The 25,951-nt window shown below is 46.8% G+C and carries 18 protein-coding genes and 2 pseudogenes; 15 read left to right on the forward strand and 5 right to left on the reverse strand.

Features of this window, described 5'->3' with window-relative positions:
- The first annotated feature begins 2 nt into the window (after positions 1–2).
- Positions 3–866 carry a carbohydrate ABC transporter permease gene (locus K401_RS0115560; protein ID WP_024293813.1) on the forward strand — a complete coding sequence of 288 codons (864 nt, stop codon included), beginning with the start codon at positions 3–5 and terminating at the stop codon, positions 864–866.
- On the opposite strand, the pseudogene K401_RS34410 reads toward K401_RS0115560, so the two are convergent.
- A pseudogene (locus tag K401_RS34410) lies at positions 810–1,016 on the reverse strand (DUF6783 domain-containing protein). The gene K401_RS0115560 and the pseudogene K401_RS34410 sit on opposite strands and share 57 nt — an antisense overlap.
- Here K401_RS34410 and K401_RS31930 point away from each other — a divergent pair.
- The 3 genes and pseudogenes from K401_RS31930 to K401_RS0115575 form a co-directional block, all read left to right on the forward strand.
- A pseudogene (locus K401_RS31930) lies at positions 933–2,915 on the forward strand (histidine kinase); the annotation flags it as partial. The pseudogenes K401_RS34410 and K401_RS31930 overlap by 84 nt on opposite strands.
- Entirely contained in the window at positions 2,915–4,510 is a 1,596-nt protein-coding gene (locus K401_RS0115570) for a response regulator (RefSeq protein ID WP_024293815.1), read from the forward strand. The pseudogene K401_RS31930 and the gene K401_RS0115570, both read left to right, overlap by 1 nt.
- Positions 4,511–4,524: 14 nt before the next feature.
- Complete coding sequence (locus K401_RS0115575; RefSeq protein WP_024293816.1) at positions 4,525–6,522, forward strand: heparinase II/III domain-containing protein; 1,998 nt, start codon at positions 4,525–4,527, stop codon at positions 6,520–6,522.
- 50 nt (positions 6,523–6,572) lie between these two features.
- Here K401_RS0115575 and K401_RS0115580 read toward each other — a convergent pair whose 3' ends face one another.
- The 3 genes from K401_RS0115580 to K401_RS0115590 form a co-directional block, all read right to left on the reverse strand.
- Complete coding sequence (locus tag K401_RS0115580; RefSeq protein ID WP_024293817.1) at positions 6,573–8,012, reverse strand: carbon starvation CstA family protein; 1,440 nt, start codon at positions 8,010–8,012, stop codon at positions 6,573–6,575.
- 144 nt (positions 8,013–8,156) lie between these two features.
- Positions 8,157–8,900: a LytR/AlgR family response regulator transcription factor gene (locus tag K401_RS0115585; RefSeq protein ID WP_024293818.1), complete on the reverse strand. Its 744-nt coding sequence runs from the start codon at positions 8,898–8,900 to the stop codon at positions 8,157–8,159.
- On the reverse strand, positions 8,897–10,645 hold the full coding sequence (locus tag K401_RS0115590) for a LytS/YhcK type 5TM receptor domain-containing protein (RefSeq protein ID WP_024293819.1): 1,749 nt from the start codon (positions 10,643–10,645) through the stop codon (positions 8,897–8,899). Before K401_RS0115590 ends, K401_RS0115585 begins: the two co-directional genes overlap by 4 nt.
- Positions 10,646–10,908: 263 nt before the next feature.
- Here K401_RS0115590 and K401_RS0115605 point away from each other — a divergent pair, with 263 nt between their 5' ends.
- From K401_RS0115605 to K401_RS0115615, 3 genes are all read left to right on the forward strand, one after another.
- Complete coding sequence (locus K401_RS0115605; RefSeq protein WP_024293820.1) at positions 10,909–11,223, forward strand: FeoA family protein; 315 nt, start codon at positions 10,909–10,911, stop codon at positions 11,221–11,223.
- Positions 11,214–12,536 (forward strand): ferrous iron transporter B, encoded by a 1,323-nt coding sequence (locus K401_RS0115610; protein ID WP_024293821.1) that lies wholly within the window; start codon positions 11,214–11,216, stop codon positions 12,534–12,536. The genes K401_RS0115605 and K401_RS0115610 overlap by 10 nt, the downstream gene beginning before the upstream one ends.
- Before the next feature lie 167 nt (positions 12,537–12,703).
- Positions 12,704–14,017 (forward strand): redoxin family protein, encoded by a 1,314-nt coding sequence (locus tag K401_RS0115615; protein WP_024293822.1) that lies wholly within the window; start codon positions 12,704–12,706, stop codon positions 14,015–14,017.
- An 88-nt stretch (positions 14,018–14,105) separates the two neighbouring features.
- Here the strand turns inward: K401_RS0115615 and K401_RS0115620 are convergent, their stop codons facing one another.
- Positions 14,106–14,798: a FadR/GntR family transcriptional regulator gene (locus K401_RS0115620; RefSeq protein WP_024293823.1), complete on the reverse strand. Its 693-nt coding sequence runs from the start codon at positions 14,796–14,798 to the stop codon at positions 14,106–14,108.
- A 295-nt stretch (positions 14,799–15,093) separates the two neighbouring features.
- On the opposite strand from K401_RS0115620, the gene ilvD reads away from it, so the two are divergent.
- The 8 genes from ilvD (at position 15,094) to K401_RS0115665 (ending at position 25,933) form a co-directional block, all read left to right on the forward strand.
- Entirely contained in the window at positions 15,094–16,809 is a 1,716-nt protein-coding gene (ilvD, locus tag K401_RS0115625) for a dihydroxy-acid dehydratase (RefSeq protein ID WP_024293824.1), read from the forward strand.
- Between the two features lie 146 nt (positions 16,810–16,955).
- Positions 16,956–17,114, forward strand: coding sequence for a hypothetical protein (locus K401_RS32900; RefSeq protein WP_156945285.1), 159 nt, complete (start codon positions 16,956–16,958; stop codon positions 17,112–17,114).
- Complete coding sequence (locus K401_RS32905) at positions 17,095–17,232, forward strand: hypothetical protein (RefSeq protein ID WP_156882235.1); 138 nt, start codon at positions 17,095–17,097, stop codon at positions 17,230–17,232. The genes K401_RS32900 and K401_RS32905 overlap by 20 nt, the downstream gene beginning before the upstream one ends.
- A gap of 558 nt (positions 17,233–17,790) precedes the next feature.
- Positions 17,791–18,681 (forward strand): carbohydrate ABC transporter permease, encoded by an 891-nt coding sequence (locus K401_RS0115645; RefSeq protein ID WP_024293826.1) that lies wholly within the window; start codon positions 17,791–17,793, stop codon positions 18,679–18,681.
- 12 nt (positions 18,682–18,693) lie between these two features.
- The gene (locus K401_RS0115650; protein ID WP_207641462.1) at positions 18,694–19,545 is read left to right on the forward strand and encodes a carbohydrate ABC transporter permease; all 852 of its coding nucleotides are present in this window, start codon (positions 18,694–18,696) and stop codon (positions 19,543–19,545) included.
- A 15-nt stretch (positions 19,546–19,560) separates the two neighbouring features.
- Positions 19,561–22,641 carry an alpha-mannosidase gene (locus tag K401_RS0115655; protein WP_024293828.1) on the forward strand — a complete coding sequence of 1,027 codons (3,081 nt, stop codon included), beginning with the start codon at positions 19,561–19,563 and terminating at the stop codon, positions 22,639–22,641.
- Positions 22,642–22,660: 19 nt separating this feature from the next.
- Entirely contained in the window at positions 22,661–24,031 is a 1,371-nt protein-coding gene (locus K401_RS0115660) for an ABC transporter substrate-binding protein (RefSeq protein WP_024293829.1), read from the forward strand.
- Positions 24,032–24,163: 132 nt separating this feature from the next.
- The gene (locus tag K401_RS0115665; protein ID WP_024293830.1) at positions 24,164–25,933 is read left to right on the forward strand and encodes a sensor histidine kinase; all 1,770 of its coding nucleotides are present in this window, start codon (positions 24,164–24,166) and stop codon (positions 25,931–25,933) included.
- Positions 25,934–25,951 lie beyond the last annotated feature (18 nt).

Below are 25,951 nucleotides of genomic sequence, written 5' to 3' on the forward strand. Positions count from 1 at the left end.
GCATGAAAAACCGGAATGAGAAACACATATCAAAAGCAGCCTGGCTTCCTATGATCGGTAAATGGGTATTTTTAGGAATTATGATTCTGTTCACCCTTTATCCGGTCATTTATACGGTGCTGGGGTCTTTGAAAACCAATGCAGAGCTGACTCAGGGAGGCGGTTTTTTCCCCCAGGAATGGCATTTTGAGAATTACTACCAGGCCTTTGTTCAGGCAGACTTTACAAAATATACATTTAACAGCATCCTGGTCAGCGTTTCTGTTACCCTTCTGGCTGTGGTTACCTGTTCTTTGGCCGGTTTTATTCTGGCCAGAAGAGAGTTTGCAGGAAAAAAGGTGCTTATGGCCCTTTACTTATCCATGATGTTCGTATCCTTAGGGTCTGTTACCTTATATCCGATCTATGAATTACTGAGGGCATTAAAGTTAAATAAGTCCATCTTTGCCCTGATAGTGGCTCTTACGGGAGGGCAGGCTACCAATGTTTTTCTGGTCATGGGCTTTACCAAGGGAATCCCAAGAGAGCTGGATGAAGCGGCCATTATTGACGGCTGCAGCTTATACGGGGTTTATTCCCGGGTCATTCTGCCTTTAAGCAAGCCTATCCTGGCGGTAGTCGCCCTGTTTTCCTTCCGGAATGCCTGGAATGATTATATCACCAGCCTGATCATGACGATTTCCATGCCAAGGCTCCAGACTCTTACCGTGGCGGTTGTCCAGCTGAAATATTCTGTCAATGCAGCAGCTGAGTGGCACATCATGCTGGCGGGAGCTTCCATTGCCATCATCCCCATTCTGATCGTCTATTTATTTGCCAACCGGCAGTTTATTGCAGGCCTTACGGCAGGTGCGGTAAAAGGGTAGGCGTGTTTGAAAAATCATTGGCCCAATCTGCACGCCCCACTTTGCGGTATATTTGCCCCAGATTCAGTTGGCGTAGCCCACTACGCCGCCTTCATCTGGAACAAATCTCCCACAAAGAGGAACCCACAGCTTGGAACAAGCATTTTTCAAACACGCCCTGGGAAAAAGGGCGGATCCTGTGATATACTGGTAAAAAGCAGACGAGCAGGAAAACGGGAGGAAAGCATGAAGAAATTTATAAATAATTTAAGGTTCCGCAGCAAAATCATCTGGCTGTTTGGAATCATGTTTTTCTTTACTACCGCCATCAGCGGATTATCCTATTACAGGTACGCTTCCAATGATATTGAAGAGAATTTTAAAGTGGGAGCAGAAGATGTTCTGGCCCAGATCGTGGACACTTTAGGCATGCGGCTGGGGGTTATCAACCAAAGGGCCAAGGGGATGCTGGCCAATTATACCTTTATGGTGACTCTTTCCGATTATCTCAATAATCCCAATGACATCAACCTGGTAAAAGCTCTTGGAACCATTCCGGATTTTATGAGAGACTTTGAGACAGGAGAGGGGCTGATCCACTCCACCTATATTTACACGGATAAAGGGAGCTTTGATAATTTTGTCCGCATGAGAAACTGGGGGTTTGATTTTAAGGAGTCCATTTTTTACAAAAGCTATAAAGAAAGCGGAGGCGGGGCAATCCGCTGGTTCCCGGTATGGAAGGATGAGATTTTCCAGGATAATGACCTGGTCATCCCCTGTGTATGGCAGTTCAGCGTTCAGGGCTATGTGGGAATGGAATATCTGGTGATCCAGATAAAGAAAACAGAGCTGGAACGCCTTTTGGAAGGAAAATACGAATTTTTCGATAAGATACTCATCCTGGATGGGGCAGGAAACGTAATGACAGGTTCTTCTGACATGGACCCTGGGGAACTGATGAAGCTGTCAGAGGCCAGGAAAGAGGGGAGCAATGTCATTACCAGCGACTATCAGTACGAGGGAGATTCCTATCTGGTCACCTATGAACGCTTAAAGGAAAACGGCTGGCAGATCTATGGTCTGAAATCAAGGCAGAGCTTATTGGGAAGCTTAAACATTTTAAGAAACATGATTTTTGAGATCATGGGGGTCGTATTCTTAATAGGTGTAGTGGTCATCCTGCTGTTGTCCCACCAGATGACGGATTCTTTAAGACGGTTGGAAAAGCGCATGAGCTGTGTGGAAAAAGGAGACTTAGGAGTCCGCTTTTTCTATCCCTACAAGGATGAGGTGGGCAGCCTGGCAAAGTCCTTTAACTACATGATCGGAGAGATCCAGAGCCTGGTCCGGAAACAGGAGGAGACCATTGAGGAACTGAAACGGGAACGGGATTATGTGGCTGAAGTTCAGAAGCAGAAGCGGAAAGCTGAATTAAAGGCTCTGCAGGCTCAGATCAATCCTCATTTTCTCTACAATACCTTAAATGCCATCACCTGGCAGGCCGCTGACCAGGGGGCGGAAGAAATCAGCATCCTTTCCAATTCTCTGGGGAAGTTTTTCAGGATCGGATTGAGCAAGGGGGCAGAGGTGATATCCCTTCGGGAAGAGCTGGAACATGTGACAAGCTATTTAGAAATCCAGAGCATCCGGTATCATTCCCGTTTAAGCTATGAGATCCATGTGGATGACAAATGTCTGGACTTCCGGATGATCAAGCTGCTTCTGCAGCCTCTGGCTGAAAACTCCATTTATCACGGAATCAAGGAGAAACAGGGAGCCGGTATCATAAAAATCTCTGTCAGCGAAGAGGGGACCGGCGAGGAAACGATCACAGAGCTTGAAGTTTGGGACAATGGGGCAGGAATTCCGGAAGAAACGCTTGCTTTCATCAATGAAACCTTAAAAAAGGGCGGAACGGACTGTGAAGCAGGCTATGGCATCTATAATGTCAATGAAAGAATCCGGCTGTTTTATGGAAAAGAATATGGACTGCATTATGAAAGCAGCTTCGGCCATTGGACAAAAGCGGTACTTAGGATTCCGGCAATGCCAGGGGAGGTGGAGTGATGTATCGCATATTGATCGTAGATGATGAAGACTATGTAAGAGATTTACTGGTGAGAAACATCCAGAATTCCGCTTTGGAAGTGGATGTGGTAGCGGCGGCAGGCGACGGAGAGGAAGGGCTGAGAGAAGCTCTGTTAAAGAAGCCGGATATTGTCATTACGGACATTGCCATGCCCTTTATGAATGGACTGGAATTGATCCGCAGGATTCAGGAAGCCGGGCTTTACAGTAAAAATGTGGTCATAAGCGGCTACGATGAATTTGACTATGCAAAACAGGCTATTTCACTTGGGGTCAAGGATTATCTGTTAAAACCTTTTCTACCCAGGGAAATGATTGAAGTATTAACAAAGGTAATACAGGAACTGGACAGCCAGAAGGTGCTGCAGCAAAATATGAGCCTGTTAAAGGAACAGGCAATGAGCCGGGCCGGCCTTGCCAGGGAAAAGGCGCTGAAGGCACTCCTTAAGGGAAAGGAGTGGGGGGAAGAGCCGGACCTTATACTGGAAGGAAGGTTTTATGCGGCAGGAGTGATCCGCATGGAAGGCGGAGCATGGGATTTCGGCAAGCAGGAGCATGTGGAGGAGTTTCTCATGCTCATACGGAATGGTTATCTTTCTGCCGGAATAAGCCTGTATGCAGTCAGCTTTGACGGGATCCAGCTGGCAGCCATCTGGTGCGGTGACGGGGAACATGAGGAACATTTCCTTAAAAAGATCAGGGCAAGCTTAGATAAAATCAGCGCAAGCCTGGAGAAGTATTACCATATCCAGATGAACGGCGCTCTTGGCCGCGCTTACCGGAGTCAGGCAGAGCTGGTGGATTCTTACCGGGAGGCCATGGCCGTGTGGCGTGGGAACTTAGACACAGAAAAGAAATTCCTGTTTTATGGAGAGGAAACCAGCAGGAAGGAGGAAACCAGCAGCAGCCAGATCCGGGAGTGGAAAAACCAGATCCGGCTTTCCGTGCGTGCCGGACAGGAGGCTGAGGCACTTACAGGGCTTTCCGGTCTGATGAAGTGTTATGCCTCCCTGTCCAACAGGAAGAACGACTATGTGGGCGTATCTGTGGGGGAACTGGTTTACGCCATTCAAAATGATATGGAGCAGGATGGATATGACCGGGCGGATACGGAGCCCCTGTCCTTTATGCAGGACCGGATCACTTACGGAAGTCTGATGGATATGAACCATATGCTGGCTTCCTATATTGAACAGTGCTGCCGGGTGGTACAGGAGAATTCTGAGGAAACCAAGGCGGATGCAGTGGTGAAGCAAATGAAGCAGATCATTGATAATGATCTGCACAAAACAGAGCTGGACTTGGAGGCAGTGGCTGCAAAGGTGCACTTCAGCCCCAGCTATGTCAGGCAGATTTTCAAGCAGTACACGGGGGAGTGCTTTGGAGAATATTTGATCCGAAAGCGCATGGAACGGGCCGGCCGGCTGCTGCAGAAAACAAGCATGAAAATCCAGGAGGTGGCAGACCAGTGCGGGTATGAAAACCAGAGGTATTTTGCCAGCAGCTTTAAGAAATTTTACGGCTGCACTCCAACGGAATTTAAAAAAGCGGTGGAAGAAGAGCATTTATATTAGGAGGGCTAAGAAAGATGATTCAATTTACGGAACAGGAGATCCGGCATTTAAGGGATAAATTCCAAAAGCAGCGGTCAGCTGTTAATCGTATCAAGGAAGATGTGAAAGAAATAATGGCGGAGCCGGTTCTGGTTCCCAAAACAGGGATTGCCAACTGGTCCCTTTATTATTACTGCCCGGATTGTTCTGTGAGGCTGACCTTTGACCGGAACGATCCGCATCATCATGGCTGTCCCTCCTGCGGGCGGGTGTATTCCGGTGAACCATATGACAGTACCTGGTGGGGGATCATTAACAGCAGGAATTATACGGCGGCATTTCAGATGGGGCTGATCCATCTGATCACAGAGGAAACTGCTTATGCAAGAAAGGCCGTGGATATCATGATGGAATATTCCGGTTATTATAAGGATTACCAGGTACACGGAAATATTCCTTACAACGGGCCTGGAAAGTCCGGCGCCCAGACCCTTGATGAAGCCAATTTCCTCAGAAGCTTTGCCATGAGCTATGATCTGCTGTCTGATTTCATGACAAAAGAGGAGAAAGCGTTTATTGGAAAGGAAATGCTCATCCCTGGGGCGGAATTTCTCATGGAACACCGGCATAACCAGCTGCACAATCATGAGGTGATCATCAATTCCGCCATTGCGGTCATTGGCCTGATCTTTGGAATTGACCGGTATGTCCGGTTTGCGGTCTATGAACCTTATGGGATCCTGTATCAGCTGGAAAAGGGAATGCTTGCCGATCACATGTGGTTTGAAGGAGCGTTCGGATATCATTTTTACGCCCTTACCAGCTTTTTTGCCTATGAAAAATTTGCCCTTCATACGCCTCACAGTCACATCAGTCATCCCAATTACAAGGCAATGATGGAGCTTCTGGTGTCCTATGTGGAACCGGGATTCCGTATTCCTATGCTCAATGATACCAATTACGGACATACGTCCTCAAGTCTGTATTTATATGAATTTGCCTACCGGGAGCTGGGAGGAGAGAAGCTTCTTTTTGTATTGAACCGGCTTTATGAAGAAGAAAAGAGAGATAGTCTGGAAGCATTTATCTATGGGGCCCGCGAGCTGCCCGGGTGCACTGTTGAGCCAGGGAATTATCATGTGGAAGAAGGCCGGTCAGGGAGCACGGTTTTAAGGGGGGAGGACGGCAGATATCTGCTGTTTAAGCATGACCGCTACGGCGGGGAGCACGACCACTACGACCGGCTGGATATCAGCTACTTAGCCTGTGGAAAAAGAATTTCCCCTGATCTTGGAACCACCGGATACGGTGCGGTCATGCATTATGATTATTATAAAAATACAGGTTCCCATAATACGGTAAACATCGGTGAAGAGAATCAGGCTCCTGTGAATGCAAGGCTTACCCGTTATGAAGAAACGGATGGGATCGTATATGTGGAGGCGGAAGCGGACTGGACCGTTCCGTATGAAATGCCTGACAGCTTTACCATTGTGCAGTGGAAGGAAGAACATTACCGCCCTGTAAAAATGGTAAGAAAGATTGTATGGGCGGAGAATTATTTCGGGGAAGTATTCCGGGTTGAGGGAGCAGATAGAAATCTCCCGGTGGACTGGGTCATGCATTTTTCAGGAACACGGATCAAACAGCCTGAAGGAGTCCGGATAGAAACCTTTTCAGACAGGAAGCCATACAGTTACTTCCATCACATGAAAAAGACTGTTCCGGCAGAAGAACAACTCAGCGTTGTCCACGAGTACGACGATGAGGGCATCCATACCCGGGTATTTTCCTGGGGGCAGGGGAAGGAACTGTATGCCGGAATGGGTCCGGATAATCCTTCTGTATCTGATATCAACTACCAGATCGAACGTGCCTATGGCCCTGAGGTTGTATTTGCTCATGTGATCACCAGCAGCAATGGGCCTTGTCCGGTCAGGAATGTGACATTTGCTCCAGATGGGGATCCCATGACCATTGTGGTGGAAGGAGAAAGAGACGGAAGCAAGTGGAGCCGGTGCCATAAAATGTAAAACATAGGAAAAGGGCTGCCTGTCATTTGACAGGACAGCCCTTTTTAGGACTAAGCGGCCGACTGCTCTTCTTCTGCAGCGGCGTTGGCATTTTTGCCTTTGCCAAGAACACAGGTATAGACGAAAGCTCCGAAGCAGGCTGCTGCAAACAGAATTCCGACCGGATAAGCAATGCCGGTGGAAAGCTGGAACCCTTCTTTTGCAATCAGGATGTAAGTGCAGGAAACAGCTGACATAAAGGTTGCCGGAAGCGCTGTGATCCAGTAAAAACGTTTCCTGCGGTATAAGTACACGCTTGCAGACCACAGTGCGATCATGGCAAGGGTCTGGTTGCTCCAGGAGAAATACCTCCATACGATCTGTACGTCAAACTGAGTCAGTACGGAGCCGATTGCCAGAAGGGGTACCGTGAGGAGCAGCCGGTTTTTCACCGGCTTCTGGTCCATTTGGAACCAGTCGGCCAGTGTGAGTCTGGCGCTTCTGTAAGCGGTATCTGCAGACGATATGGGACAGGCAATTACACCGATCATAGCGATGACAGCACCCACAGGTCCTAAAAGTTTAAAGCAGATTTCATAAACCACGCTGGATTGTCCATTGCCAAGAGCGGTCAAAAGACCGCCGGTGCCGTCGTAGAAAGCAACACCTGCAGCAGCCCAGATCAGGGCAATTACGCCTTCAGCCACCATTGCCCCGTAAAACACCTTACGGCCGTCCTGTTCATTGGTAAGACAGCGGGCCATAAGCGGAGACTGGGTTGCGTGGAAGCCGGATATGGCGCCGCATGCGACGGATATGAACATGGTAGGCCATATAGGAGTATTTGACGGATGAAGGTTTGATAAGGTGATCTCAGGAATATGGTAGCCTTTTAAGAGTATAGCTCCTCCTACCCCAAGGGCCATAACAATCAGACAGACCCCGAAAAACGGGTAAATCTTACCAATGACCTTGTCAATGGGGACAAAAGTTGCTATGAAATAATATATCAATACGACTGCAAGCCAGAAACGGGCATCAAGCACTTCCGGAGTCAGCATTGCAAGAAGATTTGCAGGGCCGGTAGAGAAGCTGACCCCCACCAGCACCAGCAGGATCACGGAAAATACACGCATGACCTGCTTCATGGTATTGCCTAAATAGGTGCCTGTAAGCTCGGAAACACTGGCGCCTTTATGGCGCATGGACATCATGCCGACCATATAATCGTGGACGCCTCCGCCTAAAAGAGTACCTAAGGTGATCCAGAGGAACACGCTGGGTCCCCAGCAGGCCCCGGCCAGAGCCCCGAAAATTGGCCCCAGACCTGCAATGTTTAAAAGCTGGATCAGAAAAATCCTTGGCGTTCCCATGGGTACATAGTCACTCCCGTCTGTCATGGTCAGAGCGGGAGTTTTTCTGTCATCTGGTCCAAATACCTTTTCGGCAACCTTGCTGTAGGTTAAGAAACCGATGATCAGCAGTGCCAGACATAGAAAGAAACTTATCATATTCATACCTCCTGTAAAATATTATGAAAACCATTCATATTTAAAATTGTACTATAATATGCACAAAAATAAATGATATTTGCATGAACGTAAGTGCTAAATGCACAAACAGCAGAATGATAATCATAAACAGGATGAATTGGCTTAAATTCCGATGAGCTGCCTTAGATGTTTGACTTTTTCCCTCCCAACAGGAAGGATGTTTTGTTCAAACCCCTGCATCTTGACGGCCATGCTGTTGCTGGCCCAGGGAAACATTTCTGCGATGTAGTTCAAATTCACCAAAAAGCTTTTATGGATGCGGCAGAAGCCATAAGGAGCCAGACGCTTTTCGTATTCCCCCAGAAGCTGGTTTTCCGTATAATCCTTTGAGACGGTATGTATGATGCAGCTTCTTAAGCAGGTTTCTATATATACGATCTGGCTGATGTCCAGCAGGATGATGGTCCGGTTCACACAGATGGGCATCTTATTAGAGGAAAAGGGCAAAAGCGCATTGTCTGCCTGGGTGCATTCTGCCTGCAGCCTGTTTAAATCCCTGCTGCATTTTTCAAGGACCCGGCGCACTCTTTCAGGGTCAAAAGGCTTTAAGATATAGTTATCCACACCCAGTTCAAATGCCTTTACCGCATATTGGGAATAAGCGGTTGCAAAAATGATCTGGGCTTCCGGCAGCATTCGCTTTACAGCCGAGGCCAGGGTAGTTCCTTCCATATCGTTTAAATTGATGTCCAGGAACAAAACATCAAAAGAATGATCTTCAAGAAGCTCTAAGGCGGCAGCGCCGCTGTCGGCTTCTTGAATCTGGCTTTCCGGAAAAACAGATAAAATCTGGTGAATCAGTTCATTTCGGGCGGGGCGTTCGTCATCAATCACTGCAATTTTCATAATAATCTCTCCGTAAAATTATTTTTTAAGTGAGCAGTTGCGGCAAGTTCTTCTCCAAATCTGAATTCGGTATCAGCCGATGGGATCAGGAAAAAAACTTTGGAACCATTGGCAGAGCTTTGAATATAAAGTCCGTGATCCGGCCCGTATATGCTCTTTAACCGTTTGTGTACGTTCTCCAGACCCACACCGCCATAGCTTTCTCCCGCATACAGCCGGTCAAGGACTTCCTGGGGAAACCCAGTTCCATTATCAGAAACAGCTATTTCGATCTTATCTTCTGTGGTATGGGCATGAATGGAAACCAGGCGGTTTCCTGTCTGGTCAGCGCCGTACCGCACGGCATTTTCCACCAGAGGCTGGAGAATGAAGGCAGGGACCATGCAGTTTAAGTCTTCTTCTACGTGGATTTCTACTTGAAGCTTTTCTTCAAATCTCGCTTTTTCAAGATCCAGGTAACTGGAGATGTGGTAAAGCTCTGTATGAAGGTTCAGCATGTACTGGTCATTTTCCAGAGTCTGCCTGTAGTAGGAAGAAAGGGAGAGTAAAAGTTCTCTGGCCCTGTCCGGATTCTCTCTGCTGACGTAGGAGATGGTATTGAGGGCATTATATAGAAAGTGAGGGTTCACCTGAGATTGCAGGGCTTTAAACTCTGCTTTGCGCCGCAGTTTTTTCTGGTATTCCAGATAAGAAAGCTCCAGCTGGGTAGAGAAAAGCCGGGCCAGCTCGGAAGTAAAATTTAGGTTTGATTGGGAATTGTGCCAGTGTTTTTTTATCACCATGGTCAGGCTGCCGATGGGTTGGTCCATCTCAATCATAGGGGCAGCTACGATCATGTGGTTTTTTAAAATAGGATAAAAAGGATCATCCTTTTTTGCATAATCAAAAATGGTAGGTTTCTGATCGTGAAGAGATGCCAGAATAGGGGCAAGGATGGAATCCCCTTTTAAGGCGCACAGACCTGCATCAGATTTCATGGCCAGAATCTTCCGGGTATCTGTGATCAGTACGGCGGCACAGGAAGTGGAACGATAAATGATTTCCGCAGCAGCATCCATATCTGCGGCACTGTATAAGCCTTTACGCAGATGGGGCAGGCTCTGCTCCACGATCCCAAGGGCTAGACGCATTTTTTCGGCAAATTGGCTGTCTTCTTCCATGAATACCATGTTAAAGGTTCCTAAAAAGATGATCATGCCCAGAGCATTCATGATGATCATGGGAAATGCGATCACCTCCACCAGCTGCAGGGCGGCTAAAAACGGCCTGGAAATTAAAAGAATGATTCCCATTTGTCCGGTTTCCACAAGTGCGGTGATCAGAAAGATGCCGGTGCTGCTTATCTTTCCCATCTTAAAACGGCGGGAAAATACGGATCCTACAAAGCCTTCCATAAGGGTGGACAATGCACAGGAAAGGGCAGTAAAGCCGCCGATATCAAAGAGATAACGGTGAAGTCCTCCGATCAGGGCAGCACCCATACCGACCCAGGGACCGCCTAAAAGGCCTGCGGCCAGCACACCGATCACACGGGTGTTGACGATGGCGCCCTGCTCACGTACACCCGTATAGGTGGAAATGATGCTGACCAGACCGAATATGACCGAAAGAGCCGCCATGCACCCTGGAGAATTATTATCGTATAAAAGCATGCCGCGCACGATGGGTATTTTTGTCAGCAATGTGGCGATGAGCACCAGCAGACCGATATTTAACAGAAGACTGAAGAACATGGTATCAGGCATGGGAATCCCTCCTTTTAAACATAAGGTATTAATAAAATTATATCAGATAATGAATAAAAATGAAGCATTACTTTCATCTTTCAAAAAGGCATAAATCTTTAATCTGGATGAAAAAAGCTTGTACCGTCTTTCAGCCGGCCGGTCAGGGTCAGACTGGTGTTTTGTGAAGGATAAAAGCATTGAAAATAAAAAGGAACCGGATTTTTATTTCCTGCATATGTTAGGATATGGAAACATTTGAAAGATACGTGGAGGCAGAAAGAATGTCAGAAAATATTTATTTAACAGATTTAAAAAGAGGCCAGAAAGCGGTCATCGCAAAGCTGGCCGCTTATGATGATATGAGAAGGCGCTTGCAGGATATCGGACTTATTGAGGGCACCATTGTGGAATGCCTTGGAAAAAGCCCTTTAGGAGATCCTACGGCATTTTTAATACGCGGTGCGGTGATCGCCCTTAGGAGCGAGGACTCAGGCCGTGTTCTGGTTCAGTCAAAGGCAGAGGAAAAAGCAAAACATCACTGCGGCGGAGAGATGGTGGCTGCTGCGGTTTCCTTGGAGGAGCAGGTATGGGATTAAGCAGGGACTCAATGGGAATAAAATCTGTGGACTGCGGTCTGGAAATCAAAAAGCGGAAGGAAGAGGATAAGGTCATTGCGCTGGCCGGAAATCCTAATGTGGGCAAGAGTACGGTATTTAACCAGCTTACCGGGCTGAACCAGCATACCGGAAATTGGCCGGGGAAAACCGTAGCCAATGCCCAGGGCTGGTGTACGGACAACAGTCAGGGATACGTGATGGTGGATATTCCGGGCTGCTATTCCCTGATGGCCCATTCCACGGAAGAAGAGGTTGCCAGAGATTTTATCTGCTTTGAAAACCCGGATGCAGTAGTGGTGGTCTGTGACGCCACGTGTCTGGAAAGAAACTTAAATCTGGTGCTGCAGATCATGGAGGCAGCACCAAAGGCAGTGGTTTGTGTAAACCTTATGGATGAGGCCAAAAAGAAAAAGATTTATATACGCCTTGACATACTGGAACAGCGCCTTGGTGTCCCTGTTGTGGGAACGGCAGCCAGGAGCAACAAGGGACTGGATCAGATTTACACCGGCTTAAAGCGCTGCCTGGAACAAAAAGAAGAAGGGGAACAGACTGGGCCAGAGGAAAGACCTGTTCTCATCCGTTACCCCCAATATATTGAAGAGGCCATTGCCAGGCTTCTCCCGTCGGTGGAACATGCGGCTGAGGGAGAGACAGAGGTCCGGTGGCTGTGTGCCAGACTGCTGGACGCCAACGGAAATTTAATGGAGGCCGTAAGGAAATACAGAAAGCCTGTGGCTGAATCGGAAGAAGTGGCTGCCTGCCTGGCCGAAATCCGGGAGGAATGGAAGGACGCCGGGATCTCCCAGGAAAAGGTAAGCGATGACATGGCTGCTGTTTTCATAAAAAAGGCGGAATCTTTATGCGAAGGTGTGGTGGAATATGAAAACCAGACCTATGACAGGAAGGACCGGAAGCTGGATCAGCTTTTTACCAGTAAGGCCACGGGTTTTCCCATCATGTTCCTGATTTTGCTTGGAACCTTCTGGCTCACCATAACGGGAGCCAATTATCCTTCGGAAATGCTGAGCAACGTGCTGTTTAAAGTGGAGGCGTGGATGAGCGGCCTGGCCGATGCTGCCGGGGTGCCGGCCATTATATCAGATCTGCTGATCCATGGTGTTTACCGGGTCCTGGCCTGGGTGGTATCAGTTATGCTTCCTCCTATGGCGATCTTTTTCCCTCTGTTCACGCTTTTAGAGGATTTTGGATACCTTCCCAGAGTGGCATTTAACTTGGACCGCTGCTTTAAGCGGTGTTCAGCCTGCGGAAAGCAGGCGCTTACCATGTGACAGAAGAAATCTATGCTTTTTTTATTTTACAATAATTGACTTGACACTTTTTCAAGGAAATGGTATAGTTACACCTATAAACTGTAACTAAAAATAGTACAGAATAGTTGCAGAAAAATGCAAAAAGCCGGTAAGATATGGCGCAAGCTTAAAAGGAGGTACAGTATTTGGGATTTTCAATTGATGTGAGTATTCCTGTTTTGACCGTGTTTCTTCAGGGGGTAATCAGCTTCTTTTCTCCTTGTGTGCTCCCCCTCATCCCCCTTTACATAGGGTATTTGTCAGGAGGAACGGGAGTCCGGGGGGAAGACGGGCGGATTTATTATAAACGCAGCAAGGTCATGCTTCATACCGTTTGCTTTGTTGTTGGAGTCAGCTTTGCATTCTTTCTGCTGGGGCTGGGATTTTCTGCTCTTGGCAGTTTTTTTAAATCAAACCAGCTTCTCTTTGCAAGAGTGGGGGGAATCCTGGTGGTTTTGTTTGGTTTATACCAGCTGGGCACTTTTGGCACTTCTTCGGTTCTGGGAAGAGAGCGCAGGCTGCCATTTTCTCTTAATACACTGGCCATGTCTCCCTTAACTGCACTGATTATGGGATTTACCTTCAGCTTTGCCTGGACGCCCTGTGTGGGACCGGCCCTTGCCAGCGTGCTTCTTATGGCCGCCTCGGCCTCTACAAAGGCCATGGGCTTTGTCCTGATTGGTGTGTACACACTGGGCTTTGTCCTTCCTTTCCTGGCAGTGGGATTCTTCACCACCTCGGTGCTTGAGTTTTTTAAGGCTCACGGAAATCTGGCAAAGAATGCAGTAAAAGTCGGCGGAGTTCTCATGGTTTTTATGGGAATTTTAATGTTTACCGGAAAAATGAATGCGGTGACAGGATATCTTTCCTCCATACCGTCTCCCACAGTCACAGAATCAAAAGAGACGCCGGAGACAGCAGAAGCCACAGAATCAGCAGAAACCTCAGAACCGGCGGAAGAAGAATCCGCATCAGAGCCGGAAAAGACTGAGGAGTCAGACGACACAAATCAGCCGCTGCCTGCGGTAGACTTCACATTGACGGACCAGTTCGGCAATACCCATTCCCTTTCCGATTATAAAGGAAAGACGATCTTTTTAAATTTCTGGGCAACCTGGTGTCCTCCCTGCAGGGCGGAGATGCCGGATATTCAGAAAATATATGAAACTGCCAATACGGAAGGCGACGATGCACTGATCGTTTTGGGAGTAGCGGCCCCTGATTATGGAAGGGAAACAGATGAGGAAGGGATTAAAAAGTTCCTGGAAGAAAACGGATATACGTACCCTGTGCTGATGGATACAGATGCAGAACTGTTTACTGCTTACGGAATCTACTCTTATCCCACCACGTTTATGATTGACCGGGATGGAAATGTATTTGGTTATGCAAGCGGCCAGCTTTCCGAAGACACCATGCGCAGCATCATTGAGCAGACCATGAAGGGGGAGCGGAAATAATCCGGCATTATTTGTAAGTGAAAAATAATAAAGAGCATTCCAATGGTGCGAAGGGACCTTTGGAATGCTCTTTTTATGGGCGGAATTTTTAGGCAGGATCTTTTTCAAGAACCTTGCGCAGACGGTCCCGGTTGTAAATGAGATGAAGGGTCATGGCATCCTGGGCGGCAATGGAATCGTTTTTTTGTATGGCATTTGCAATGGCCCTATGTGTCCTTATGGTTTCCTCTTTTAATGCAGAATGGGTGATGTCGATAAACATGTCAATGGCATGCATGATAAGGGGTTCAAGCTGGGGGACGATGACATTTTCGCTGATCTCCGCGATCTTGGCATGGAAGGCGGCATCGGTCTCTGTGTGGGATATCCCTTCATGGTAGCATTCCTCCACCCGGTTTGCCAGGAAAAGCAGTTCCCCGGCCTGTGACGGAGTGGCTTTTGAGGCGGCCAGGGCAGCCACCCGGGGCTCGATCATCATGCGGAATTCCAAAAGGTCGGCTACCAGCTTTTCCTTATTTTCAATAAAAATGAAGCCCAGAGGATCATCAGATACGCCTGTATTGTGGCAGACGTAAATTCCAGAGCCCTGCTGAACTGTAAGAATATTGCGTGAAACAAGAGCCCGTACGGCTTCCCGAAGGGTACTTCGTCCCACACCCATAAGAGAGGAAAGGGTGGTTTCGTTAGGAAGCTGGGCACCTTCTTTTAATTTGTTGTCAATGATGTATTTGATGATTCTTTCAGCCGTTGTATCGGCAAGGGATTTATGAGTTGAGGCCATAGTGTGTTCCTTTCAGCTATGTGGTTATCTCATCTGATTATAAACGTAATTTCTGATTCCTTCAAGTATAAATAAATTAGATGATGTGTTAATAAATCAGATGAATTGAATATGAAATGATAAATTGAGCAGATGACTTTGGAATGAAAAACAAAATAAATAAGGCGAAATGTATAATAAGTGTGAAGGATACGCAGGAATTTAAAATAAAGCCATAAAGTGTAATTGACAATCATCTGATGAGTTATTATAATGAAAATATAAAATATAAGATGAATATGAAAGGAGCGTTATTATGGTTAGTCAGGAGATTCGAAAGCTGGCTCCGGAAATGGACCCGCTTCGGATGGGCATGGGCTGGAAGGCAGAAGACCTTTCCAAAATGCAGATCATGGTGGAAAGCACCTTTGGTGACAGCCATCCGGGAAGCGCTCACCTGCTGGAATTGGTGAACAGGACGGCAGATGGGGTGAAGGAAGAAGGAGGAAAAGCGGCAAGATATTTTACAACAGATATTTGTGATGGAATGGCCCAGGGGCATGACGGCATCAACTATTCCCTGGTTTCAAGGGATACGATCTGCAATATGATTGAAATCCACGCGGGCGCAACTCCATTTGACGGCGGGATATTTGTTTCAAGCTGCGATAAAGGGGTTCCTGCCCATTTGATGGCAATCGGCCGGGTTAATATGCCTTCCATTCTGGTGACCGGCGGTGTTATGGATGCAGGTCCGGATCTTCTTACCCTGGAGCAGATCGGAAAGTACAGTGCCATGTGCCAGAGAGGGGAACTGGAGCCTGAAAAGCTGGAATATTATAAGCAGCATGCCTGTCCATCCTGCGGAGCCTGTTCCTTTATGGGTACGGCGTCAACCATGCAGGTCATGGGAGAGGCCCTTGGGCTCATGCTTCCAGGATCAGCCCTTATGCCGGCAACCTGTCCTGATTTAAAGGAGGTTGCTGAAAAAGCAGGCCGCCAGATCATGGAGCTTGCTGCAAAGGGAATTAAGCCGAGAGACATGGTTACCATGGAATCCTTTGAGAATGCCATTATGGTCCATGCCGCCATATCCGGGTCCACGAATTCCCTGATACATCTTCCTGCCATTGCTCATGAATTCGGTTTGGAAATAGATTCTGAAATGTTTGACAGGCTGCACAGAGGCGCCCATTACCTTCTTGACATCAGACCCGCCGGTAAATGGCCGGCCCAGTACTTCTACTATGCAGGCGGAGTGCCAAGGATCATGGAAGAGATCAAGTCAGTGCTTCATTTGGACGCAATGACTGTGACAGGAAAGACCCTGGGTGAAAATCTGGAGATGCTGAAGCAAAGCGGTTTTTATGAAAAATGCGATGAGTATTGCGTAAAAGCCGGGGTGAAAAAAGAAGAAATAATCCGTCCCTTTGAGGAGGCGATAGGAACAGATGGGGCCATTGCCATTTTAAAGGGAAATCTTGCGCCGGAAGGTGCGGTCATCAAGCATACTGCCTGTCCAAAAGAGATGTTCCAGGCGGTGTTAAATGCACGCCCCTTTGACAGTGAGGAAGAGGCCATTGATGCGGTGCTGAAACACCGGGTAAAGCCTGGGGATGCCGTATTTATCCGGTATGAAGGTCCCAAAGGAAGCGGAATGCCGGAAATGTTTTACACCTCTGAGGCCATCTCGTCAGATAAGGAGCTTGGACACACCATTGCCCTGATCACAGACGGACGTTTTTCCGGGGCTTCCACAGGTCCTTCTATCGGTCATGTTTCACCGGAAGCGGCGGATGGCGGCCCCATTGCGCTGGTAGAGGAGGGGGATATGATACAAATAGACATACCTAACCGCCTTCTTGCGATCGTGGGCGTAAATGGTCAGAGGAAATCAGAACGTGAGATGGAAGAGATCCTTAAGGAACGGCGGGAAAGATGGCAGCCTAGACCGTCAAAATATTCGTCAGGAGTATTGAAAATATTCAGTGAACGTGCGGTATCTCCAATGAAGGGCGGATATATGGAGTGATGAAAAGAGTAGAAAAAAGGTATGGCAGAGCGGCTGCCATACCTTTTTTATTTCCTGAGTCTTTCCTAAAATATAAACAGTACATGCATGTGTTACGGTATATGGTACAAACACGTTTGAATAATATTTCTCAGGAGGTGCATGAAATGGATTCATCAGATCAGGTAACCTATGAGGAAAAAAATATGACCGTAAAGGTGGAGCGGGTTTTTATCGGTGAAAAGACAGCAAAGGAGCTGGTATTGGAATTATTGAGAAAACGTTGGGAGGCCGGGGAGCTTTGCCATGAACGGTGTCGGACATGACCGCTCCGGTACCCGGCTCAATATGCTTTGCACCTATGACCTGGATAGCGGCTTTGAAAGTTACTGGAAGTATGTGTGTGACGGCGATGAAACAGGACTTAATCAGCCCCTCAATTAAGGAGGGGAACTGGTTAAGCCCTTTTTTTATACTCAATTTGAGCAAAATTCTGTCTGGGAGTTAGGACTGGAATCAAGAAGCATGACTTGATTTCCTGCTTCGAGACCCAGGATTATGACCGTATGCTGCCCATTCAAAAACGCATCAAGGTGGAGGAAGGGGAAACTATCTGGTAAGAGACGGAGTGTCTCATGCCATCGGTCCGGGCTGTAAGATGATTGGGATTCAGTAGTCCACGAATTTTACAATCCGGACGGAAAAACTGAAGATTGATTCCGCCTGTGAATTGAAAGGAAAAGGACGCCGGTTTACTGTACTGCCAAAATATGGTAAATATTGGATAAATTCAGAGGATTTTGTGCCTGTTATACTATTGATATTACATACCCTGGAGTGAGTAAACCAAGGTTGTGCTATATGCACATGAAAAAGTTAAAATAGAGAAAAAAACTGGAAGAATTGTTAAAAAAGAAGAAAAACTGTAGTTTTGTTACGTTGAGAAAAGGAGGGATTTCCAATAAGATAATTACAGACGAAACAAGAGGGGGATAAAGGTACATGAGCAAAAAAAGGATTAAATCCAGGGAAAACTTAATTGGTTACACCCTGATTGCACCCTGGCTTGCGGGGATTTTATGTTTTCAGCTATGGCCCATATTACATAGCTTTCTGATGTCCTTTACCAATTACAATCTTCTGAATACGCCGGCATTTATTGGTATGGGAAATTATCAGAAGATGTTTGAGGATGAGGTGTTTTACCAGGCTGTAAAGGTGACCTTCAAATATGTGTTTATTGCAGTACCGGCTAAAATCGTCTTTGCACTGTGTATTGCCATGATACTGAATATGAAGATCAAGGGTATCGGCATCTTCCGGACGATTTATTATATCCCGTCGATCTTAGGCTCCAGTATTGCTGTTGCGATTCTGTGGAAGGCCCTTTTTGTAAAAGACGGTGTGATCAATGCGCTGCTGTCGGAAATAGGAATCGAAGGGGTATCATGGCTTGGCAATCCCAAGTACACCCTGTTTACCATTTCGCTGCTGACGGTCTGGCAGTTCGGGTCCTCTATGGTGGTATTTTTAGCCGGCTTAAAGCAGATACCCTCATCCCTTTATGAAGCGGCCAGCGTGGATGGAGCGGGAAAAGTTGCCAAGTTTATCAGCATCACAATCCCAGGTATCATGCCAATGATGTCATTTAATATCCTGATGCAGACCATCAACGCGTTCCAGATGTTTGCCGCGCCATATACCATATTTAATGGAAAGGGAGGACCTTTAAACTCCTGTATGCTTTATGTAATCTATCTATACCAGAATGCCTTTAAGTATTTCAATGTGGGATATGCTTCCTCCTTATCCTGGGCCCTGTTAATCATGATTGCAGGAACGGCGCTGATACTGCATCTTTTGGAGAAGAAATTTCTGAATTTCGACGATTAAGGAGGAAGGAACGTGAAAGGGAAAAAAACCATAAGCAGCATTGTCATCTATCTCTTAATCAGCCTTCTGGGACTTGTGATGCTGTATCCCCTGATCTGGATGATATTTGCGGCATTGAAGCCATCGAAAGAAGTGCTGTCAAGCCCCAGCCTGTTTCCAAGCGAGTTTCGGTTTGACAACTTCCCGGCGGGCTGGAAACTGGTCAGACCGTATACCTTTGATAAATTCTTTATTAATACCTTTGTCCTGGTCATCACCTGTGTTATCTGCAGCCTAATTATCAGCCTGTTCGTGGGTTATGCGTTTGCCAGAGTGAATTTTCGATTCAAGACATTTTGGTACAGTGTGTTATTCTTAACCATCATGCTGCCGGCTACGGCCACCCTGGTATCTAAGTATGTTATTTTCAGCAAGATCGGATGGCTGAACACCTATCTGCCATTTATCATTCCAGCCGCCCTGGGCGTTGGAAATGGAGGCGGATTTTTCATCTATCTTGTCGCCCAGTTCATACGCGGAATTCCCAAGGAACTGGATGAGGCGGCGAAAATCGATGGCTGCTCTGCCTTGGGCATTATACTGAGAATCATATTTCCCCTTTGCAAGCCATCCCTGTTTTCCGTTGCCATCTTTTCATTTATGTGGAATTGGGATGATTTCCAGAACCAGCTGATTTATCTTACCAAGGTTGATTTATATACGGTTGCGCTGGCAATGAGAACCACCATTGATGCCACCGGCGCGGATAACTGGGGCGCAGTGATGGCCATGGCGTTATGTTCAGTATTACCTGCCATCGTGATGTTTTTCTGTATGCAGAAATATTTTGTAGATGGAGTCAGCACGTCAGGTCTGAAAGGATAAAAGGAGGGGGATTTTATGTTAAAGATTGAGAAAAAGATTCAGTCAGAATTAAACCGCCTGGAGGGGCTGTTGTATTATCACAGGGCGCCGTTTTGCGGCTGGAAGGCAAAACGGGGGTTTTACAAGGGGCCTGGCCAGTATGAAATGCTTGATGAGGAGTGGTTTTCTCTTTCAGAAGGAGAACATATTGGGGGAAAGGATTACACAGTATTCTTAAAGAACGGAGTGGCCCTGGATCAAAGCTATGAAGGGCATACGGCGGTGCTGTTACTGAAGGTGGGAGGCGAGGGCTGTATCTCTGTCAATGGAAAGCACTATAACGGCCTTGACTTCAACCGGAATATGGTCATGCTAAGCCCCTGTGCCAAAGGCGGCGAGGAATATGAGCTGGAAATTGAAACCTACTGTAAGGACTTGATTTTAGACAGCAGCAATGTGTTTAAAAGTGATGTTGTCATCACCCAGTCCGAAATAGCAGCCATCAACCGGCCAGTTTGGGAGTATTACTTTGAGATAAAAACGGGTTTTGAATTCATATTGGGATGTGCGGAGGAGTATACAAGGCAGCGCACCCTTCATGTGCTGTATGATTCTCTGCTGAAGCTGGATTATTCCGATGAGGAAGCTCTTTTGGCCAGCCTTTCAAAGGCCATGGCTGCCTATCTGGAAGGAATTTCTGACTATAAAGACTTAAAAATGCCTGTGAATATGCTTTTTGCGGGACATTCCCACATTGATGTGGCATGGCACTGGCCGTTAAAGGAAACTGTCAGAAAGGTAAGCCGGACATTTTCCAGCATGCTGAGACTGATGGAACAGTATGAGGATTTCAAATTCTGCCAGAGCATGCCTGTGCTTTATGAAATGGCTAAGAAATATTATCCGGAATTGTATGACCAGGTGAAAAAAAGGGTGGAGGAAGGCAGATGGGAGACCCTGGGAAGTATGTATTTAGAGCCTGACTGCAACTTAATCAACGGGGAATCCTTTGTCAGGCAGATTATGTACGGGAAAAAATTCTACAACCAGGAGCTTGGCTCTGATTCCAATATCTGTTTCCTTCCTGATGTATTTGGATATTCCTCTGCCATGCCTCAGATTTTAAAGAAAGCGGGCACCGATTATTTCTTCACAACGAAGCTTACCTGGAATGAAACCAATGAGTTCCCTTACAGTGTATTTAAGTGGAGAGGATTGGATGGAACAGAAATCTTATCCGGTATGATGTCCATGTGTTCGGAAAAAGGTCTGGGTCTTTACAATGGGGATTTGTCTGCCTCCGGCGTCCGGTTATCCATGGACCATTTCAAGAATAAAGGAAACGGCGACCCGCTCCTTTACCTCTATGGACATGGAGACGGTGGCGGCGGCGTAACAAAAGAGATGCTGGAAGCAGTCACAAGGCTTCAGAAAGTTCCCATGACGCCTAATGTGGAAATTGGAACCGTAAAGCAGTATTTTGAGGAACTGGATAGAGAAAAGGATTATCCTGTATGGGCCGGAGAGCTGTACTTTGAAAAACACAGAGGCACCTATACAACTGCGGCAAAAAATAAGAAGAACAACAGAAAGAGTGAATTTTTATTCCGGGATGCGGAAATCGTTTCCGTATTCCAGTACCTGGAAAACGGAAGGTTTCAGGGAACGGATCTGGAAAAAGGCTGGAAACTTATTTTGCTGAACCAGTTCCATGACATTCTGCCAGGCACCTGCATCGGTGAGGTTTACGAGGAATGTGACCGGGATTATGAGGAAATAAGCCGGATCGGACAGCAAAGCATCCGTCAGAATCTGGATTCCATGGCCTGTTTGCCGGAAGAAGGGGTGACTGTTTATAATTCTCTGTCATGGAGCCGGAGCCAGGTGGTATCCATAGACGGACAGGGAAAACAGGGGGTTAAGGATTTAAACGGAAACTGCCCTAGGCAGTTTAAAAAAGCGGATGGAACCATTGTGTTCCTGGCGGAAGATGTGCCGGCTTTGGGATACCGGACTTATGAACGGACGGATGAGGGACAGGAGAGCTGTGAACCCATGGCTGCATTCTGGGAAGCAGGGGAAAACAGCATAAAAATAAGCAATGAGTGGCTGGATCTGGAGCTGGATAGCGAAGGAACCCTGATATCCTTATATGATAAAACTGCCCGCCGCCAAGTATTAAAAGAAGGCAAAAGAGGAAATCTTTTAAAGCTTTTAGAGGATATTCCGGTGGAATGGGGATCGGCGTGGGAGACCACCAGAAAACGGGAGGATAAGCCTTCCCTGCCCTTCCATATTGTAAGTCAAAAGGTGACAGAGCATCATTGTCTCTACACAGTGGTTTCCATAGAATCCCAGGTTCATCATTCCAGAATAAAGCAGGAGATCATCGTGTACCATCATGGACCTTATATGGAATTTAAAACAGAGGTTGACTGGGATGAAAAACATAAGATGCTCCGGGTGGAATTTCCTGTGGCTGTCCATGCGCTGAACGTCAGATATGATGTGGCATTCGGCAATGCAGAGCATCCAAATCATTCCACCACCAGCCAGGATGAAGCCAGATTTGAGGTGTGCGGACATAAATGGGGAGATGTTTCCGACGGCGGCTTTGGTGTATCATTGCTGAATGACTGCAAATATGGTTATTCCATTCAGAATTCCAATATGGAGCTGAGCCTGTTAAGAGGCGCTGACCATCCTTCCGAAACCTGTGATAAAGGCATCCACAGCTTTTCTTACTGGATTTATCCCCACAGGGGCGGTGTCAAAGAGGGGAAGGTGGCACAGACCGGTTATGAGGTGAATGTTCCGCTGATCATAACAGAAGGAAAGAAGAAGGCAAAGGAAAGGTCTTACCTGTATACGGATTGTGACAACATCATCATTGACACAGTTAAGAGATCAGAAGACGGAGAAGACATTGTCATCCGAATTTTTGAAACCTATAATACGGTAAGTGAGGCAAGGATTTACTTCAATTTTCCGGTGGAAGCATGTGAGGAAACAGATCTGCTGGAAAGGCACATGGCAGATGTGCCGGTTGCGGAGCAAAAGATATCATTTATAATAAATCCTTATGAGATCAAAACGTTCAGAATTCATTGCAAATAATAAAAAGGAGGAAGCAAAAATGAAAAAAATGTCCAGGTTACAGACAGCAGTGGTAGCAGCAGGTACTGCTTTCATGCTGGCGGCGTGCAGTTCCGGTGGGGGAGGAACCGCCGCACCAAATGCGCAGGCAAACTCATCAGGCGCGGATACAAAAGGCGCAGATACTTCCGGTGCTGAAACGGAAAAAGCAGGGGACGGGAAACCGGTGGAGCTTCGTATATCCTGGTGGGGAAGCGATGCCAGGCATGAGGCAACCTTAAAAGCCCTGGATTTATTTATGGAGAAGCATCCAGGAATTAAGGTCACCGCGGAATATCAGGGCTGGGATGGCTACCACGATAAGCTGATGACCCAGATTTCATCCGGAACAGAGCCGGATGTGTACCAGCTGGACAACAATGTGTATTTTGCCAGCCTTGCAGCCAATGACAAATTGGGTGATTTGACCCCATACATCGGAAAACAGCTGAACCTGGACGATTATCCGGAAAGCGCGTTGACATGGGCCCGTTATAATGGAGTCCAATACGGGGTGCCCAGCGGACTTAACGGTCCCCTCTTTATCTGGAACAAAAAGATATTTGACGAAGCAGGCGTGGCCTATCCCACAAACGATTGGTCCTGGGAGGATTTTGAAAAGGCCTGTCAGGAAATCTATGACAAGACCGGAAAATATGGAATGAAGGAGCCCTCCTACTTCCTTACCATGACCATGGTAAGACAGGCTGGGCAGTGGTTTGCCACAGAAGAAGGTGAGCTTTTAGACTTTACAGAGGCTCTTTCCGGAGCTTATGAGCAGTATAATAAATGGAGGGAAACAGGAGTATTTCCGCCTCTGGACTTAACCGTGGGCCAGGAATCCCAGCAGGACAATCTGTTTTTAAGCTGTGATGCGGCCTGTGAAGTAAACCATATTGCAACCATGCCTCAGGACCATGCGGCCATGGCAGAAGAAGCAGAATTGGGCGTCTCCTTAGTGCCGGGCACAGCTCAGAACGGCGGAGCCTACATGCTGGCTTCTATGCCATGGACTCTGGGAAAGGGCTCCAAGCATCCGGAGGAAGCGGCAACCCTGATCGATTTCCTGATTAATGACAAAGAAGCGGCCAAGATACTCATGACTGTCCGCGGAGTGCCGGCCCCGGAATCCATCCGTGAAATCATCTCTCCAATGCTGGAAGGAGATGCGCTGCTGGTAGTGGATGGGGTGAACCTATTGGTGGAGAACACAAAGCGGATTGATTATGAATGGCTGGTGCCAGGAAGCGCGGTGATCGAAAACACCATTATGGATGAGCAGTATGCCACAGGATACGGACAGAAAACACCCCTTGAGGCAGCTGCCAATGCCTTTAAGATTATTTCTGAATCGGTGAATAATTCAAAATAAGGGAGATAGTACGGATTTATAAAACATGATATAATAAATGAATACAGGGCTGCTGTAAAGTGACTGAATTATAGTTTATTTTGCAGCGGCCCAAGCTGGATAAAAAACCTTTTGATCCGGAGGGAGACTGCCATGAAAGGACAGGTGTTTAAAATTTCCATCAGCAAATTACTGATACTCAGCAACTGTCTGATTATGGCGGCTTTTTTCTGTATCAGTTCATTTTTCAGCCAGAAAAGCTATCAGAAGGTTTTAGATCAGGAATTTGAGGTGAAGCAGTACCAGATGCTGGTCTATATCAGCGATACTCTGGATAAAAGCATGAATTCCATTGAGCTGCTGGCCAGGTCAACGGCCAACAATTATAATATCATCAATAACATCTTAAACTATAAGAAAAACAGCAGTTCCTACGAACAGATGGTATTTCAGAACAATATGAACCAGAATCTTTCTTCTCTGGCTTATACCATGGGGGATATTGTGTCCGTGAATATCCTGATGGAGGATGATGCGCTGAAAACAACCAGAATCAACGGCGTTTACCACTATGAAAATTATACTGGTGAAGAAAGCTGTGAGAGAATACAGAATATGTCCTCAGGCTGGATTACCACCCGGGAAAACGACTTGTTAAACCAGGTACATACTCCATATATCAATACTTACGTCATGAGGATTTATTCAGGGCTTTACTATGGAGAGGGAATCGGACACCTTGTCATTAATCTCAATGAAAACCTGTTTTATAATCAGATGAAGGAATACTGCCAGGATGAGGAATCAATAATCCTGTTTATTGATGACCAGGACAACATCATAAGCAGCACCGACAGAAGCGTGATCGGAAAGCGCCTGCCGGAAACAGTCTATGATAAATACCAGAAGATTTTAACAGGAAAACAGAACCCGGATATTGAGTCCGGGCTTAAGATTTTTAACAAAAAGCAGCTGAAAGAACACAAGTATTATGTCATGGCAGTGACCGACTATGACAAAACCGTGGCGGCATTTAAGCAGACCCAGAAAATGGTATTTGTATCTTCCATTGGCCTTCTCTGCCTGTTTGTGGCGTTCAGCGCACTGTTGGCTTATAAGATATCAAAACCCATTCTGATGCTGTCCAAAGAAGTCACCAATTTTAAGGGCAGGGGCTGGGGCTTAAGGACAGGAAAGAGCAGCAGGATTTATGAAATTGATGTGCTGTGCACTGAGTTTGACCATATGACCACACAGATCGACGATCTGATAAAAAGCCTGTTAAAGCAGGAAAAATTGAAACAGAAAAAAGAGCTGGAAATCCTTCAGGCTCAGATCAACCCCCACTTTTTATACAATACCCTGGAGGCCATTAACTGGATGGCCCTCAGCATGAAACAGAAGGAAATCAGCAATATGGTGATTCTTTTGGGGAATTTCTTAAGGCTCAGCCTAAATAAGGGGAAGAATGTGTATTTTGTAAGTGATGAGCTGAACCATTTAAAGAGCTACATGGACATCCAGAATATCCGCTGCAAGGGAAAAATCGAGTTTTCCCTGGATGCGGATTCCCAGGTGTTAAAATTCCGTATGATCAAGCTTCTCCTTCAGCCCTTGGTGGAGAATTCCATCCTTCATGGCTTTGATTTCCGGGGAGGTGCCGGGCAGATATGGGTGAAGGCATTTGCAGAAGAAGACTATATTTATTTTACGGTTACTGATGATGGATGCGGCATGGAAGCGGAGCTTGTAGAGGCTGTTTATGATATGAAATCCGACGTGGGACATGGACTGAAAAATGTGATGAAACGGATTGGCCTTTACTATGGGGAGGGGTGCGGGCTCACCATTCAATCCACAGTGGGAATCGGCACGGCCATTGAGATTAAAATTTTAAATGAAGTACCGAATCAGCAGACATAATTACAACAAGGAGGGGAC

Origin of the sequence: Lacrimispora indolis DSM 755 (assembly GCF_000526995.1) — a bacterium.
GTDB lineage: Bacteria > Bacillota > Clostridia > Lachnospirales > Lachnospiraceae > Lacrimispora > Lacrimispora indolis.